General features: G+C 63.5%; 12 protein-coding genes and 1 pseudogene. 8 read left to right on the forward strand and 5 right to left on the reverse strand.

The window, feature by feature from the left end:
- Positions 1-84 precede the first annotated feature (84 nt).
- From BRA1253DRAFT_RS33345 to BRA1253DRAFT_RS33355, 3 genes are read left to right on the forward strand one after another with little or no spacing between them, the layout of a single operon-like run.
- Positions 85-633 (forward strand): TRAP transporter small permease, encoded by a 549-nt coding sequence (locus tag BRA1253DRAFT_RS33345; protein WP_007601610.1) that lies wholly within the window; start codon positions 85-87, stop codon positions 631-633.
- Positions 624-1,916, forward strand: coding sequence for a TRAP transporter large permease (locus BRA1253DRAFT_RS33350; RefSeq protein ID WP_007601611.1), 1,293 nt, complete (start codon positions 624-626; stop codon positions 1,914-1,916). The genes BRA1253DRAFT_RS33345 and BRA1253DRAFT_RS33350 overlap by 10 nt, the downstream gene beginning before the upstream one ends.
- A 24-nt stretch (positions 1,917-1,940) precedes the next feature.
- Positions 1,941-2,747 carry an SDR family NAD(P)-dependent oxidoreductase gene (locus tag BRA1253DRAFT_RS33355; protein ID WP_007601612.1) on the forward strand — a complete coding sequence of 269 codons (807 nt, stop codon included), beginning with the start codon at positions 1,941-1,943 and terminating at the stop codon, positions 2,745-2,747.
- 9 nt (positions 2,748-2,756) lie between these two features.
- Here BRA1253DRAFT_RS33355 and BRA1253DRAFT_RS33360 read toward each other — a convergent pair whose 3' ends face one another.
- Genes BRA1253DRAFT_RS33360 through BRA1253DRAFT_RS33375 form a run of 4 tightly spaced genes read right to left on the reverse strand, consistent with a single transcriptional unit; the run spans position 2,757 to position 7,026 of the window.
- Positions 2,757-3,455, reverse strand: coding sequence for a substrate-binding domain-containing protein (locus BRA1253DRAFT_RS33360; protein WP_007601613.1), 699 nt, complete (start codon positions 3,453-3,455; stop codon positions 2,757-2,759).
- Complete coding sequence (locus tag BRA1253DRAFT_RS33365) at positions 3,452-5,587, reverse strand: molybdopterin cofactor-binding domain-containing protein (RefSeq protein WP_007601614.1); 2,136 nt, start codon at positions 5,585-5,587, stop codon at positions 3,452-3,454. Before BRA1253DRAFT_RS33365 ends, BRA1253DRAFT_RS33360 begins: the two co-directional genes overlap by 4 nt.
- Positions 5,584-6,054 (reverse strand): (2Fe-2S)-binding protein, encoded by a 471-nt coding sequence (locus BRA1253DRAFT_RS33370; RefSeq protein ID WP_007601615.1) that lies wholly within the window; start codon positions 6,052-6,054, stop codon positions 5,584-5,586. Before BRA1253DRAFT_RS33370 ends, BRA1253DRAFT_RS33365 begins: the two co-directional genes overlap by 4 nt.
- Before the next feature lie 15 nt (positions 6,055-6,069).
- The gene (locus BRA1253DRAFT_RS33375) at positions 6,070-7,026 is read right to left on the reverse strand and encodes a tripartite tricarboxylate transporter substrate binding protein (RefSeq protein WP_198288326.1); all 957 of its coding nucleotides are present in this window, start codon (positions 7,024-7,026) and stop codon (positions 6,070-6,072) included.
- A 249-nt stretch (positions 7,027-7,275) separates the two neighbouring features.
- Here BRA1253DRAFT_RS33375 and BRA1253DRAFT_RS33380 point away from each other — a divergent pair, with 249 nt between their 5' ends.
- The 4 genes and pseudogenes from BRA1253DRAFT_RS33380 (at position 7,276) to BRA1253DRAFT_RS42255 (ending at position 11,588) form a co-directional block, all read left to right on the forward strand.
- Positions 7,276-9,366, forward strand: a complete 2,091-nt coding sequence (locus BRA1253DRAFT_RS33380) for a molybdopterin-dependent oxidoreductase (RefSeq protein ID WP_007601617.1) — start codon at positions 7,276-7,278, stop codon at positions 9,364-9,366.
- 134 nt (positions 9,367-9,500) lie between these two features.
- The gene (locus tag BRA1253DRAFT_RS33385; protein WP_007601618.1) at positions 9,501-10,283 is read left to right on the forward strand and encodes an enoyl-CoA hydratase/isomerase family protein; all 783 of its coding nucleotides are present in this window, start codon (positions 9,501-9,503) and stop codon (positions 10,281-10,283) included.
- Positions 10,284-10,842: 559 nt separating this feature from the next.
- A pseudogene (locus tag BRA1253DRAFT_RS33390) lies at positions 10,843-11,337 on the forward strand (TrbI/VirB10 family protein); the annotation flags it as partial.
- A gap of 8 nt (positions 11,338-11,345) precedes the next feature.
- Entirely contained in the window at positions 11,346-11,588 is a 243-nt protein-coding gene (locus tag BRA1253DRAFT_RS42255; RefSeq protein WP_007601619.1) for a DUF2274 domain-containing protein, read from the forward strand.
- Here BRA1253DRAFT_RS42255 and BRA1253DRAFT_RS33395 read toward each other — a convergent pair.
- On the reverse strand, positions 11,561-12,499 hold the full coding sequence (locus BRA1253DRAFT_RS33395; RefSeq protein WP_007601620.1) for a LysR family transcriptional regulator: 939 nt from the start codon (positions 12,497-12,499) through the stop codon (positions 11,561-11,563). The genes BRA1253DRAFT_RS42255 and BRA1253DRAFT_RS33395 overlap by 28 nt on opposite strands.
- Before the next feature lie 315 nt (positions 12,500-12,814).
- On the opposite strand from BRA1253DRAFT_RS33395, the gene BRA1253DRAFT_RS33400 reads away from it, so the two are divergent.
- The gene (locus BRA1253DRAFT_RS33400) at positions 12,815-13,489 is read left to right on the forward strand and encodes a LuxR C-terminal-related transcriptional regulator (protein ID WP_007601621.1); all 675 of its coding nucleotides are present in this window, start codon (positions 12,815-12,817) and stop codon (positions 13,487-13,489) included.
- Positions 13,490-13,691: the final 202 nt, after the last annotated feature.

The raw sequence follows: 13,691 nt of genomic DNA on the forward strand, positions 1-13,691 counted from the left end.
CCATAGCGTCGGCCCGGCGTTGCCGATTGGCGACGCCGGACCGACGCAGTGGAGGCGCGCAAGGAGACTTGCAAGGAGACTTGGATGACAGACCCTCACGTCGCAGACCACGAACTGGACGTAGCCGGACGCCCGTCCACCGGCCTGCTGTCGCGGATCAATGCACCCGTCGCTCGGCTGGGCATGTATCTGTCGGTGACCGGGCTGCTCGTCATCGTCACCATCGTCTTCTACCAGGTGTTCGGACGCTACGTGCTCAATTCCAGCCCGACCTGGACGGAGAACCTTGCGTTGGTTCTGATCCTGTATGTCACGTTGATCGGCGCCGCCGTCGGCGTGCGCGATGCCGGGCATATCGGGATGGACAGTTTGCTGGTGATGCTGCCGGACAACGCGCGAGAGAAGATCGAGCTTGTCATCCACGTCCTGGTCGCCGGCTTCGGCGTCGCGATGGCCTATAACGGCTGGATCCTCGGAGCCTCGGTCGGAACGGTCAAGATCCCCAATCTCGGCCTGCCCGAGGTCATCCGCTACGTGCCGCTGATCGCCTCCGGCGTCCTGATCGTTTCCTTTTCAATCGAGCACATTATCGCTCTCCTGCGCGGCGAAGAGGTCGTCCCCTCATGGAACTGATCATCCTCGGCGCCACTTTTTTCGGTTTCCTGGTCCTCGGCGTCCCCGTCGCCTTCGCGATCGGCCTCTCGGCGATTTGCACGATCCTCTACGAAGGCCTGCCGGTCGCGGTCATCTTCCAGCAGATGATGTCGGGGATGAACATCTTCTCCTTCCTCGCCATCCCGTTCTTCGTCTTCAGCGGTGAGCTGATGCTGCATGGCGGCGTCGCCGACAAGATCGTGCAGCTCGCCAAGAATCTCGTCGGACACATCCGCGGCGGGCTCGGTATGTCGAACGTGGTCGCCTGCACATTGTTCGGCGGCGTGTCCGGCTCGCCTGTTGCCGACGTGTCGGCGATGGGGGCCGTGATGATCCCCATGATGAAGAAGGAAGGTTTCGACACCGACTACGCCGTCAACGTCACCACCCATGCGTCGCTGGTCGGAGCACTGATGCCGACCAGTCACAACATGATCATCTATGCGCTCGCCGCCGGCGGCAAGGTCTCGATCGGCGCGCTGATCGCCGCCGGCCTCCTGCCCGCGCTGGTGCTGATGGTGTGCATGCTGGTCGCCGCTTACGCGGTCGCGGTGAAGCGCGGCTATCCGGCCGGCAAGTTCCCGGGCTGGCCCGCGGTTTTTCGCTCGTTCGCCGCCGCTCTGCCCGGCCTTCTGATCGTCGGCATCATCCTGGCGGGCATCCTGTCCGGCGTGTTCACGGCAACCGAATCCGCGGCCGTCGCGGTCACCTATACGATCCTGCTGACGTTCTTCATCTACCGCACCATGACCTTGCCGAACTTCCTGCGCGCTGCGGCCAAGGCGGTGAAGACCACGGGCGTGGTGCTGCTGCTGATCGGCGTCTCCACCATGTTCCAGTACCTGATGGGGCTTTACGAGGTCGCCGACTTCGCCGGCGAGATGATGGGCAAGGTCTCGACGCAGCCCTGGGTCATCTTCCTGCTCATCAACGTCATCCTGTTCGTGCTGGGCACGTTCATGGACATGGCCGCGACCATCCTGATCTGCACGCCCATCTTCCTGCCGATCGCGATGAAGGCGGGCATGGATCCGGTGCAGTTCGGCATGCTGATGCTGATCAACTGCGCGCTCGGGCTGAACACCCCGCCGGTCGGAACGACGCAGTTCGTAGGCTGCGCGATCGGCGGCATCTCGGTGGGCGCGGTGATGCGCACCATCCTGCCGTTCTACGCCGCGCTGATCGCAGCTCTGATGTTCGTGACCTACGTCCCCGCGTTCTCGCTGTGGCTGCCCCGCCTGCTGATGGGCTACAAGGGATAGCAGCAACGCAGGGAGACTCTATCCGTGACTGACTATCGCAAGCTCTTCGATCTCACCGGCAAGACGGCCGTAGTGCTGGGCGCTGCCTCGGGCATCGGCAAGTCGTCGGCCGAGGCGCTGGCCGGGCTTGGCGCCCGCGTGATCTGCGCCGATCGTGCGCTTGACGCCGCCGAAACAACCGCCGCCGGCATTCGTGAGAAGGGCGGCTGGGCCGAGGCGGCTGCGTGCGACGCCGCGAGCGCTGCTGATGTCAATGCGCTGGCCAAGACCGTGATGCAGAAATTCTCACGGCTCGACATCGCGGTGACGACGCCCGGGCTCAACATCCGCAAGACCATCCTCGACTACACCGAGGAGGATCTCGACCGCGTCCTCAACCTCAACATCAAGGGCACGGTGTGGTTCTTCCAGGCTTTCGGCCGCATCATGGTCGAGCAGAAGGGCGGCAGCATCATTGCCTGCTCCTCGGTGCGGGCGGTGACCATCGAGCCGGGCCTCGGCGTCTACGGCTCGACCAAGGCGGCCATTGGCCTGCTGGTGAAGGGCTTTGCCTCCGAGGTCGGACGCTCCGGCGTGCGGGTCAACGCGATCGCGCCAAGCATCGCCGAGACCGCGCTGACCGGCCCGTTCAAGCAGCGTCCCGACATCTACAATCTCTACGCCGGCCACACCGTGTTCAACCGCTGGAGCAGCGCCGACGAGGTCGCGACAGCCGTCGCTTATCTCGCCTCGGACGCCGCGAGCTATGTCAGCGGCAGCACGCTGTTCGTCGATGGCGGCTGGACCGCCGTCGACGGTCCGCCGACCGGTCTCACCCAGTTGCACAAATAAAGCGGCTATCTAGCCGGTAAAGCCGGCGCGCTGGCGCAGATCCCTGCGGTCTGCGCCGGTCAGCAACGCGATCAGCGCGGCCGCCTCTTGCGGATGGGCGGCCCGCGTGGTCACGCCGGCCGTGTACATCGTCACGAGCTCGCAGCCCGGCGGCAGCGCTCCCGACAGCGCGATGCCGTCGGTTGCGATGATCTCGGTGGCCTGCGTGCAGCCGATCGGATGCGCGGCAGTGGACGCCGCAAGCTCCCGCATCGCGGTCGCGCCGTTGGGAAAGATCTTGAGGCGCGACGCGACCTCATAGGCGATGCCGAGCTGATCCAGCACCTTCGCGACGTGCTGTCCCGCCGTCGAGGCTTTCGTATCAGGGACGTAGATCGCGTCGGCGCTGCGCAGCACCTCGCGCAAATCAGCCTCAGTCTTCACGGTCACCTTGGGATCGCGGCTGCGGACCGCCAGCGCGGTCTCGACCCGCCCGACATCAGAGATCGAGGAGGGGATGACGAGCGTCTCTTCGGCAAGCCTTGCAAGCAGCGCCTGCGTCAGGATCACCAGATCGGCCGCCGTCCCCGCGCGCAGCTGGTCCGCCATGATGCCGACGGCGCCGAACTCACCGTCAATGCCGAAGCCGGTCTGCGTCTTGAAGGGATCGCTGAGGCCGCGCACCAGGCCTTGCGCCGCGCCTCCGCTCAAAATGCTCACTGTCGTCACGATGCCAGCTCCATGGCTGCAATGATCTTGTCGCGGGTGATCGGCAGGTCGCGCACGCGCACGCCGAGGCAATCGTAGACGGCGTTGGCGATCGCTGCCGTCATCGGGCCGTGGGCGGCCTCGCCGGCACCGACCGGTTCGATCTCCGGCCGCTGGACGATCTCGACGTCCACCGCCGGCACCTCACTGAAGGTCAGGATCGGATAGTCGGTCCAGGACGTCGATGTGATGCGCGTGCGGTCGAAGCGGACACGTTCCTTCAGCACCCAGCTCGTCGCCTGGATCGCGCCGCCCTCGATCTGGTTGATGACACCGTCCGGGTTGATGGCCTCGCCGACATCGACCGCAAGCGTCAGCCGCTTGACGCGGATGTCTTCGGTGCCCTCGATCTCCGCAATCGCGGCGCAATAGGCCCCGGTGTTCTTGTAGCGGGCGAAGCCGACGCCATGACCAATGCCGGACTTCCTTTGCGGTTTCCACTGCGCGCGTCGTGCCGCGGCCCGGATGACGTCCTTCGCGCGCTCGTCGCGCAGATGACGCAGGCGGAACGCGATCGGGTCTTCGCCGCGCAGGGCGGCGATCTCGTCGAGCAGGGACTCGACGGCGAACACATTGCCTTGCGCGCCGAGCGTCCGCAGCGCCGAGGTGCGCACCGGCATGGTCAGCAGCCGGTGGCTCGTGATCGTCCAGGCCTTGAGGTCGTAGAGCGGAACGGAGTTGCGGTCGCCGCCGCCGCCATTGGCCGCGGGCGGATTGGTCGAGATCATGCGCGGGTAGGGGGACGCAATCTCGGTTGCGGCGAGCAGCGCGGGCTGTGCCGCGCGCCCCGGCCGCGCCGCGTGGCCGTTGCTCCAGATCGCATGGCGCCAACTGACGATCTCGTTGTCCGCATCGAGATCGGCCTCGATCTCGATCGCCATCGCCGCGCCGAACGGCGCGTGGGACATCTCGTCGTGGCGCGACCACTGCACCCGCACCGGATGGCCGCCGGCAGCCTTCGCCAGCAGCACGGCATCGAGCGCGACGTCATCGGCCGCGTTGTGCCCGTAGCAGCCTGCGCCTTCCATGTGCTCGACGACGATGTTCTCGACCGGCAGCTTGAGCACGATCGCGAGGTCGGCGCGCAGCAGGTAGACGCCCTGGCTGTGCGTCCAGACATGGACACGATCGCCGTCCCATCGGGCCATCGCACAGGACGGAGCGATCGAGGCATGCGCGATGTAGGGACGGATGTATTGCCGGCGGAGGGTGCGAGCAGCTTTCTCTGTCGTTGCCGCAGTGGTCCTGGTGTCGATCACGGTGGTCTCGATCGGCTGGCTCTTCAGGAACCCGGCCAGATCAGCTTCATCGGGTAGCGGCTCACCGGCCGACCATGTCGCCCCCTTGCGCAAGGCTTTCAGCGCGGCTTCCGCCGCTACCTCGCTGTCGGCAATCACGCCGGCAAAGCCGCCGTCGCGGACGATCGCGACGAGGCCGGGAACGGCTCGCGTCGCCGTCTCGTCGAGCGCGATCAGCCTGGCGCCCGAGATGTCCGGCCGCAGCACGCGTCCGTGCAGCAAGTCCGGCAGCGGACAGTCATGGATAAAGCGCGGCCGTGCAAACACCTTGTCGGGAATGTCGACCCGCTGGACCGAATGTCCAGCCACAGTGCGCTTGGCGACCATCTTCGCCGTCGCGCCCGCATTGGCGCCGTGGTCGAGCGAGACGTCACCAGCCAACTCCCAATAGCTGGTCCTGACATTGCCGGGGCCCGAGATCGTGCCGTCATCGATCTCGAGCAGCGATGCATCGACGCCGAGACGTTCCGATGCCGCGGTGAGGAAGCGCTGGCGCACCTCGGCACAGGCGTGGCGCAGCGCGCGGCCGGATTGCTGGACCGAAAGGCTCCCCGAGGTGACGCCTTCGTTCGGGCTTGCCGCCGTGGAGGCGCGGATCATCTCGATGCGGTCAATATCGACGTCGAGCTCGTCGGCTGCGATCTGCGCCAGGGCCGTGACGATGCCCTGGCCGATCTCGACCTTGCCGGGCGAGATCGCCACACGGCCTTCGCCGATGAGCTTCACCCAGGATGACAGCTTGGGATTGGCCGCAAGGCTGACCGGCAGTGTCGGGGCAGGGGACGGCGCACTCATGATCCCGCCATCTCCGCGGCCGCCCGCAACACGGCCCGGACCATGCGGTTGTGCGATCCGCAGCGGCACAGATTGCGATCAAGCGCGGTTTTCACCTCCGCCTCCGTCGGCGACGGGTTGCGCTTCAGCAGCGCCGCCGCGCTGATCAGGATCCCGGATACGCAATAGCCGCACTGCATCGCCTGCTCGGAGATAAAGGCGCGTTGCAGCGGATGCGGTTGCTCCGCCGTGCCGAGACCTTCCACCGTGACGACGTCCTTGTCTGCGACCGACCACATCGGCATGTCGCAGGAGGCCATCGCGCGATCACCGACCATGACATAGCAGGCGCCGCACTCGCCGGCCCCGCAGCCGAAGTGCGGACTTGTGACGCCGAGCCGGCCGCGCAACACGTCGAGCAGCGTCTGATCCGGATCGGTATCCACGGCCACCGCCGTGCCGTTGAGCTGGAATTGAATGGTCGGCATTGTCGCTCTACGGCCTCAGGACTTGTCAAACTTCTTGACCACGTCGGCCCATTTCTCGATGTCGCCGCGCAGGAATTTGTCGAATTCCTCCGGTGTCATTGACATCGGCACCGCGCCCTGCGCAGTCCAGAGCTTGACGATGTCGGGCCGCTTCACCATCGCGTTCACGGCGGCATTGAGCTTGTCGATCACGGGCTTCGGCGTGCCGGCCGGCGCCATCAGGCCGAGCCAGATGGTGGCTTCATAACCTGGTACGCCCGCCTCGATCGCTGTCGGCACGCTCTGTAGCACCGCTGAGCGCTGCTTGCCGGTGGTCGCGAGCGCGCGGACCTGGTTCTCGCCGATGTTCGGCGCCATCGCCGGCACCGCGTCGATCATCATCTGCACCTGCCCGCCGATCACGCCGCTGCGTGCCTCGCCACTGTTGCGATAGGGGACGTGGACGAGGTCGATGCCGGCCATGGCTTTGAACAGCTCGCCGGCCATGTGATAGGGCGTGCCCTGGCCGGAGGAGGCGTAGTTCAACTTGCCCGGCTGCGACTTGGCGAGCGCGACGAACTCCTGCAGCGTCTTCGCGGAGACTTGCGGGTTCACAACGATAACGAGATCGGAAGCGTTCACCGGCGCGATCGGCGTGAGGTCGCGCATCAGCTCGTATTTGCGCTTGTCCGGCGTCAGCAGGGATTCGTTCGCGGTCTGGGTGTTGGACATCATCAACAGCGTGTAGCCGTCGGCGGGCGACTTCGCCGCTTCGACCGTGCCGATGACGCCGCCCGCGCCGGTGCGGTTCTCGATCACGAAGGGCTGGCCAAAACTCTCCTGGAGCGCATTGCCGATCTGCCGGGCCGCGACATCGGCCGGCCCACCGGCGCCGAAGGGCACGACGATCCGGACCGCATGGTTGGGATAGTCCTGCGCCAGGGATGGGCTTGCGGAGCATGCGCAGAGCAGGCCGGCGGCCAGCGCCAGCATGAATTGTCGGGCCGTCACACCCACCTCCCTGATGTCGTTCTTGTTGGTGGCACTGTAGCGGCAGGGGAGGCGGACTGTCGACGCCTCACAAGGCCGATGGTGCCTGGAATATCCTGCGGTTTTCGGTGTGGCGGCACCGCTCTTCGCGGTCGCGGCAGGAACCGGCGGCGCATGGTTTGAGCAAATCGCATGGGCCTTGCCGGATAAATACCCTCGGCTGAGGGGTATTTTGGTGTTACCAAATTGGACATGAACCAGCACGCCAAGATCGAAATCCGCCATTCGACCTGTCCGCATGATTGCCCCTCGGCCTGTGCCCTCGATATCGAGGTGGTCGAGGGACGCAGCATCGGCCGTGTCCGCGGTTCGAAAAAGCAGACCTATACGGCCGGCGTGGTTTGCGCCAAGGTCGCCCGTTATGCCGAGCGCATCCATCATCCTGAAAGGCTGATGTATCCGCTGCGCCGAACCGGTGCGAAGGGCTCCGGCCAATTCGCCCGGATCAGCTGGGACGAGGCGCTGGACGAGATCGGGCATCGCTTCAATCAGGCCGAGCGCGAATTCGGCGCGGAGTCAATCTGGCCCTATTATTACGCCGGCACGATGGGGCTGGTGATGCGCGATGGCCTCAACCGCCTCACGCATGTGAAGAAATATTCGCGGTTCTATCAGACCATCTGCGCCAATGTCGGGCGCATCGGGTTCGCGATCGGCACCGGCAAGATCGCCGGCGTCGATCCGCGCGAGATGGCGCTCTCCGATCTCGTGGTGATCTGGGGCACCAACCCCGTCAACACCCAGGTCAACGTGATGACGCACGCTGCCCGTGCGCGCAAGGAGCGCGGCGCCAAGATCGCGGCCGTCGACATCTACAACAACGAGACCATGAAGCAGGCGGATATCAAGATCATCCTGCGGCCCGGCACCGACGGCGCGTTCGCCTGCGGCGTCATGCACGTCCTGTTCCGCGACGGCTATGCCGACCGCGCCTATATGGACAAGTACACCGATTGCCCTGGCGAGCTCGAGGCGCATCTGAAGACGCGCAACCCCGAATGGGCGTCCGCGATCTCAGGCGTGCCGGTGGCGGAGATCGAGGCCTTTGCCAAATTGGTTGGCGAGACCAAGCGGTCTTTCTTCCGGCTCGGCTACGGCTTCACCCGATCGCGCAACGGCGCGGCGCAGATGCATGCCGCGAACTGCATTCCGGCGGTGACCGGCGCCTGGCAATATGAAGGCGGCGGCGCCTTCTTCAACAATTACGCGCTGTGGCACTTCAACGAATCCATCATCGAAGGCCACGACGCCATCGACCCAACTATCCGCGCGCTCGACCAGTCGCAGATCGGCCGCATTCTCACCGGCGATTCCAAAGCCTTGCACGGCAAAGGTCCGGTCAAGGCGATGCTGATCCAGAATACCAATCCGATGACGGTGGCGCCGGAGCAGGCGCGGGTAGCGCAGGGTTTTGCGCGCGAGGATCTGTTCGTCGCGGTGCACGAGCAGTTCATGACCGAGACCGCCGAGATGGCCGACATCGTGCTGCCGGCGACGATGTTCATGGAACATGACGATCTCTATTACGGCGGCGGCCACCAGCACATCTCGGTCGGGCCGAAGCTGATCGACCCGCCCGGCGAATGCCGCTCCAATCACGAGGTCCTGCAGGCGCTGGCGCCGCGGCTTGGCGCCAAGCATCCGGGGTTCGAGCTGACCCCGCGTGAATTGATCGACGCGACGCTGAAGCTCAGCGACCACGGCGACCTTGCCGGCCTCGAAGCCGATCTCTGGCGTGACCTGCAGCCGGACTTCCGCACGTCGCATTATCTCGACGGCTTCGCCCATGCCGACAGGAAATTCCATTTCAAAGCCGATTGGGCGCATCCGCCGTTCGGCCAGACGATGGGGGACTTCGACAAGATGCCGTCGCTGCCGGACCATTGGGCGGTGATCGAGCATCCCGACCAGGCCCATCCGTTCCGGCTTGCGACGAGCCCGTCGCGCAGCTTCCTCAACACCACGTTCAACGAGACGCCGTCCTCCCAAGCGCGTGAGGGCAAGGCCAGCGTGATGATCCATCCCCTGGATGCGGCCGCGCTCGACATCGCCCATGGCGATGCCGTGACGCTCGGCAACACCCGCGGCGAGACCACGCTGATCGCCACGCTGTTCGAGGGCGTGCGGCGCGGCGTGCTGATCGCGGAGTCCGTTCATCCCAACAAGAACCATATCGGTGACCGCGGCATCAACATGCTGACGGGCGCGGACACCATTGCGCCGATTGGCGGCGCCGCATTCCACGACAACAAGGTCTGGATCAGGAAAGCGGTCGCGGCCTGAGCCTGCGCTTCGATCGCCTTTCAAGTTTGTGTCGAGGCGCTAAAGCGGCGCCGTACCGCAGATTGCCCTTGCACCTTCGGCCCGAGCTGCCGCAAATGGGCCGCTAAACGGGAGCCCAAGGAAGCGAGCGTACCATGACCGACACCACAGCCGTGATCACCGAGAAGCGCGGCCAGGCGCTCTGGATCACCATCAACCGTCCCGAGAAACGAAACGCGCTGAATGGCGAGGTCATCGCCGGCATCGCGCGCGGCTATCGCGACGCGCATGACGACAAGGACGTCCGTGTCATCGTGCTGACGGGCGCGAGCGACAAGGCGTTCTGCGCCGGTGCGGACCTGCAGAACTCCGGCGCGGCTTTCGCGATGGATCATTCGAAGCCGAATGTCGACTATGCCGATCTGTTGCGCTTGTCGCAGAACGCGACCAAGCCCGCGATTGCGCGCGTTGGCGGGGTTTGCATGGCCGGCGGCATGGGCCTGCTCTGCATGACCGACATGGCCGTCGCCGCCGATCACGTCATCTTCGGTCTGCCGGAAGTCAAGGTCGGCGTGTTCCCGATGCAGGTGTTGAGCCTGTTGCAGTCCATCGCCCCGCCGCGCCTCGTCAACGAATGGGCGCTGACCGGCGAGCCGTTCGACGCGAAAGCGGCGCTGGCAGCGGGCTTGCTCAATTACATCGTGCCCGCGGCCGAACTGGATGCCAAGGTCGACTGGCTGATCGGTCGAATCGTCGATAAATCCCCGACCGCGATCCGGCGCGGCAAATACGCGATGCGTGCCATCGCCTCGATGTCGTTCGACGAGAGCATCGCCTACACCGAAAGCCAGATCGCGCTGCTCGCGATGACCGAGGACGCCAAGGAAGGGCTGAAAGCGTTCAGCGAGAAGCGCAAGCCGGTGTGGACGGGAAAATAGGCGATCCTTTCAGCGCATTCGTGGGCGCTGCCGTCGATCGACGCGCCTTTATTCCGAGGAGAGATTGGCGTTTAGCCGAATAAGAAGAGATCTTGTCCGCTCCTCGCGACGCTTTTTTGTGGCAATGATCAACTGCCTGCCAGTACGCTTGGCGTAGGTTGGCAGTTGGCGACTTGATCTATGACGGCCAGCGGCGCGCAACTCTGCATCCGTGAGATCGCTGTCGGCGCCTTCAGTAAATCCTCCGTGTCGGAAGGACCGAAAAGAAAGCTCCTGACGTAGGCCAGCCTCTGTGATAATGGTTTTTACCACACTACGTAGATAGCGAAGATCCTTGCGCGGGGTAATCCATGGTAGCGGGATTGCCGACTGACGATGCGCATGGTCGCGCCGGAATACCAGGCCGGAGAGGCCGGTCCTTTTGATCTCGTCAAGTTCCTCCATAAGTTCAGGGAAGAGAGGGGCGCCAGTTTCGTCCGTTAGGGGCCACCAGGCCTCCTCTCCATTCTTCGGATGCACGATTCTGACGCTGTTTGGCCGCTCGCTGGGGCGATAGTGCACGGCGCAAGTGACGGAGAATTTATACGACACTCCGACCGGACGCTTTTTGCTCGTGCCCCAAGGAGCGAAGCTGATCGGCAATTATGATAGCCAGGTTTCGTTCGGCCAGTCGCGAGTGCTGCTGGTCTGGACCCGGCTTATCATGCCGAACGGCCGCTCGATCGTTCTGGAGCGGCAGTCCGGTGCTGACAGCGCAGGCTACGCGGGGCTCGAAGACCAGGTCGACAATCATTGGGGTGAGCTATTCAAGGCTGCGGCACTATCGACGGTTCTTGCTGTAGGGACGGAATTGGGAGCTAGTTCGGACACCAATAGCAACGACAGTGCCATCATTCAGGCATTGCGGCACGGCGCCTCCGACTCACTAAACCAAACTGGACAGCAGGTGGTTCGGCGCAGCCTCAATATTCAACCAACGTTGACCATCCGCCCGGGCTTTCCGATCCGCGTCCTTGTCAATCGCGATCTCGTTCTCGAGCGATACAGAGAGTAAAGGCACCTATGGCTAAGCTTAGGATTGGAGCGCTACCTGACGACAAGCCCGTTAGGGTCAGCGTTGAGTTGCCGGCTTCTGTACATCGGGATCTGCTCGCCTATGCGAAAGCCGTTGCAAGCGAATCCGGTCAACCCATCAGCGAACCGGGTAAGCTTATCGCACCGATGCTGGCGCGGTTCATGGCTACGGATCGTGGCTTTGCAAAATTTCGACGCGCGGTTCACTCGCCGGAGGACAGCAAAGGGTAACGTTCAGCGAGGAGTTTGAGAAAACTATCCAAGGCTGGATTGTCGTTATCGGCTCGCCAATGTGCCGAAAAGTCAACCCGGGTCGGCCCCGTCCCATCTCGTAACTCGCGATAGACCAAACCAGCTAGGCTCGCGCCAACATCTGATTCCAGGACCAGGCTGATCCCGAGCTTCATGCTGACGAGACTCTTGATGATGCCGCGGCTGACGTCGTGGCGTTCGATCTTCGGTCGATCCGCAGGAGAAACAAGCTTTGATATCAAGAGATCCTCAAGCTCGCGTCCGGGATCGTGCTGGCTCAGCAGGACGGTCTCATTTCGGAGATCGGTCCAATGGACTACAGTTTCTGCTGCCAATGCGTGATTGTCCGGCAAAGAAACCAGGATACGCTCACTCCAAAGTGGGTGAACGCTATTGTCCGGCAGTCGCGCGCCCCCAGCCACGATGAGAACGTCCGCTGTGCCATTTCGCAGCGCTGTCCCGAGATGCGTCCGCGACCGCTCGACCGTCGCGAGTTCGACCCGAGGATGCCGGTTCTTGAATTCGCTAAGTGTTGCTCGCAGATTGCCTGCTGAAATGGAGGTGCAAAAGCCGATCGAAAGGCGGCCAACTTCGCCTCGGCTATTCGACTTTGCTGTTGCTACCAGCACATCGACCTGCTCCAAAATTAACCCAGCCATCCTCAGAACGCTTCGTCCAGCCGGCGTCGGCTTTACGCCCCCGCCCGAGCGCTCGAATATGGCAACGCCGATCAGATGTTCAAGCTGACGAATGGATCGGCTCAGGATTGAGTGTCGAACGGACAGCAACTCGGCGGCTTGCCGAATACTCCCATAGTCTGCGGCTGCTACCGCAAATCGAAGCTGCTGCAGGTCGACCGCGTGCCCCCGGGACGTCCGTGACTGATCCATTTTCTCGTTTTCGTAATTCGCGAAACTGACTGATTTCGTCGTGCTGCAGGCAGCAATTTCGTTTGAGAACTAACAGAACTCCTTGTCTCGCGATTGCAGGAAATCAGCATCGAGCTTCAGCGTGCGCCTGACGGCCGGCAATCAACCGGATGGTGGAGGCTTGCGACTGTTTGCTTGGCTGATACTGCATCAGGCTTGCGTCCGATGATTGCTCGGCACGTAATTTGCTTGACTATGCGGCGCGCCTGTCACAGCGTTGTTGGCCATGCGACGCGCAGACGTCCGCCATCGGAGAAACATTCGGGGAGGTAGGTCATGATTGCGCTGTTGGGCCGGTCGGATCCGGCAACCACGCAGGCCGTCCAGTTCGCAAGAGGGATTCTCGAGGGGGCTGCGACCGTGTTTTACGAGGTCGACAGTAACCTCAATCTCAACCGCTTCGTGCTCTCAAGCGGCGTCCCGTCGGGCTTTCACGACCAGTATCTGGCCGGGATGAACCGGCTCGATCCACTGCATCCGCGTTCCGCAACCAATCAGCCAATTGCGCGGCTCAGTGTCGTCATCGGTCGATGTGCCACAAAGGAAGCGCTGACCTTCCGCACCTTCGCCGGACAGTGTGGTATCGCCGACATAATCGAATTCTTCTTCCGCCGTAACGATCGGATCGTGGCGGGGATGAGCGTGCTTTGGGGATCCGGTTGCAGGATCCCCGACGGCGCGATGAACATCGCCGAGAAGATCCACGATTATCTCGAGTTCAATTTGACGCGTTGCCTGGCGCCTTCGCCAGACGAGCCCGCGCGCTATGGCCTGACCTCACGTGAGCTCGAGGTCATCGACCTGCTCTGCTGCGGCCGGACCAATCGCGAGATTGGCGAGTGCCTGAATATCGGCCTCGCCACCGTGAAGACGCACCTGATCCATATCTTCGAGAAGCTCGGTGTCGAGACCCGCTCGGCCGTCGTCGCCCTGATGTCGCGACCTCGCTGAGTCTTACCTCGCTGAGCCTTGCCTCACTGAGTCCTGCCTCCACGACCCCATCCACCATCCGGTTGATTGCTGCCTCATGCGCGGCGGGTTTAGATTTTCGAGATTGGCGTCGCTATTGAGGCCGATGCGGCCGCCGACATGACTTGTTTCCGGTGGTACGCAAGCTGTCCACCCAAGGGTTGATTGTTACCGTTCGGCACGT

Origin of the sequence: Bradyrhizobium sp. WSM1253, assembly GCF_000244935.1 — a bacterium.
Taxonomy (GTDB): domain Bacteria; phylum Pseudomonadota; class Alphaproteobacteria; order Rhizobiales; family Xanthobacteraceae; genus Bradyrhizobium; species Bradyrhizobium canariense.

Bases quoted from the DNA above. Each gene is read 5' to 3' on its own strand.
- BRA1253DRAFT_RS33395 (WP_007601620.1), bottom strand. From the start codon at position 12,499: ATGGATCAGTCACGGACGTCCCGGGGGCACGCGGTCGACCTGCAGCAG.
- BRA1253DRAFT_RS33375 (WP_198288326.1), bottom strand. From the start codon at position 7,026: ATGCTGGCGCTGGCCGCCGGCCTGCTCTGCGCATGCTCCGCAAGCCCA.
- BRA1253DRAFT_RS33345 (WP_007601610.1), top strand. From the start codon at position 85: ATGACAGACCCTCACGTCGCAGACCACGAACTGGACGTAGCCGGACGC.
- BRA1253DRAFT_RS33350 (WP_007601611.1), top strand. From the start codon at position 624: ATGGAACTGATCATCCTCGGCGCCACTTTTTTCGGTTTCCTGGTCCTC.
- BRA1253DRAFT_RS33370 (WP_007601615.1), bottom strand. From the start codon at position 6,054: ATGCCGACCATTCAATTCCAGCTCAACGGCACGGCGGTGGCCGTGGAT.
- BRA1253DRAFT_RS33365 (WP_007601614.1), bottom strand. From the start codon at position 5,587: ATGAGTGCGCCGTCCCCTGCCCCGACACTGCCGGTCAGCCTTGCGGCC.
- BRA1253DRAFT_RS33385 (WP_007601618.1), top strand. From the start codon at position 9,501: ATGACCGACACCACAGCCGTGATCACCGAGAAGCGCGGCCAGGCGCTC.
- BRA1253DRAFT_RS42255 (WP_007601619.1), top strand. From the start codon at position 11,346: ATGGCTAAGCTTAGGATTGGAGCGCTACCTGACGACAAGCCCGTTAGG.
- BRA1253DRAFT_RS33400 (WP_007601621.1), top strand. From the start codon at position 12,815: ATGATTGCGCTGTTGGGCCGGTCGGATCCGGCAACCACGCAGGCCGTC.
- BRA1253DRAFT_RS33380 (WP_007601617.1), top strand. From the start codon at position 7,276: ATGAACCAGCACGCCAAGATCGAAATCCGCCATTCGACCTGTCCGCAT.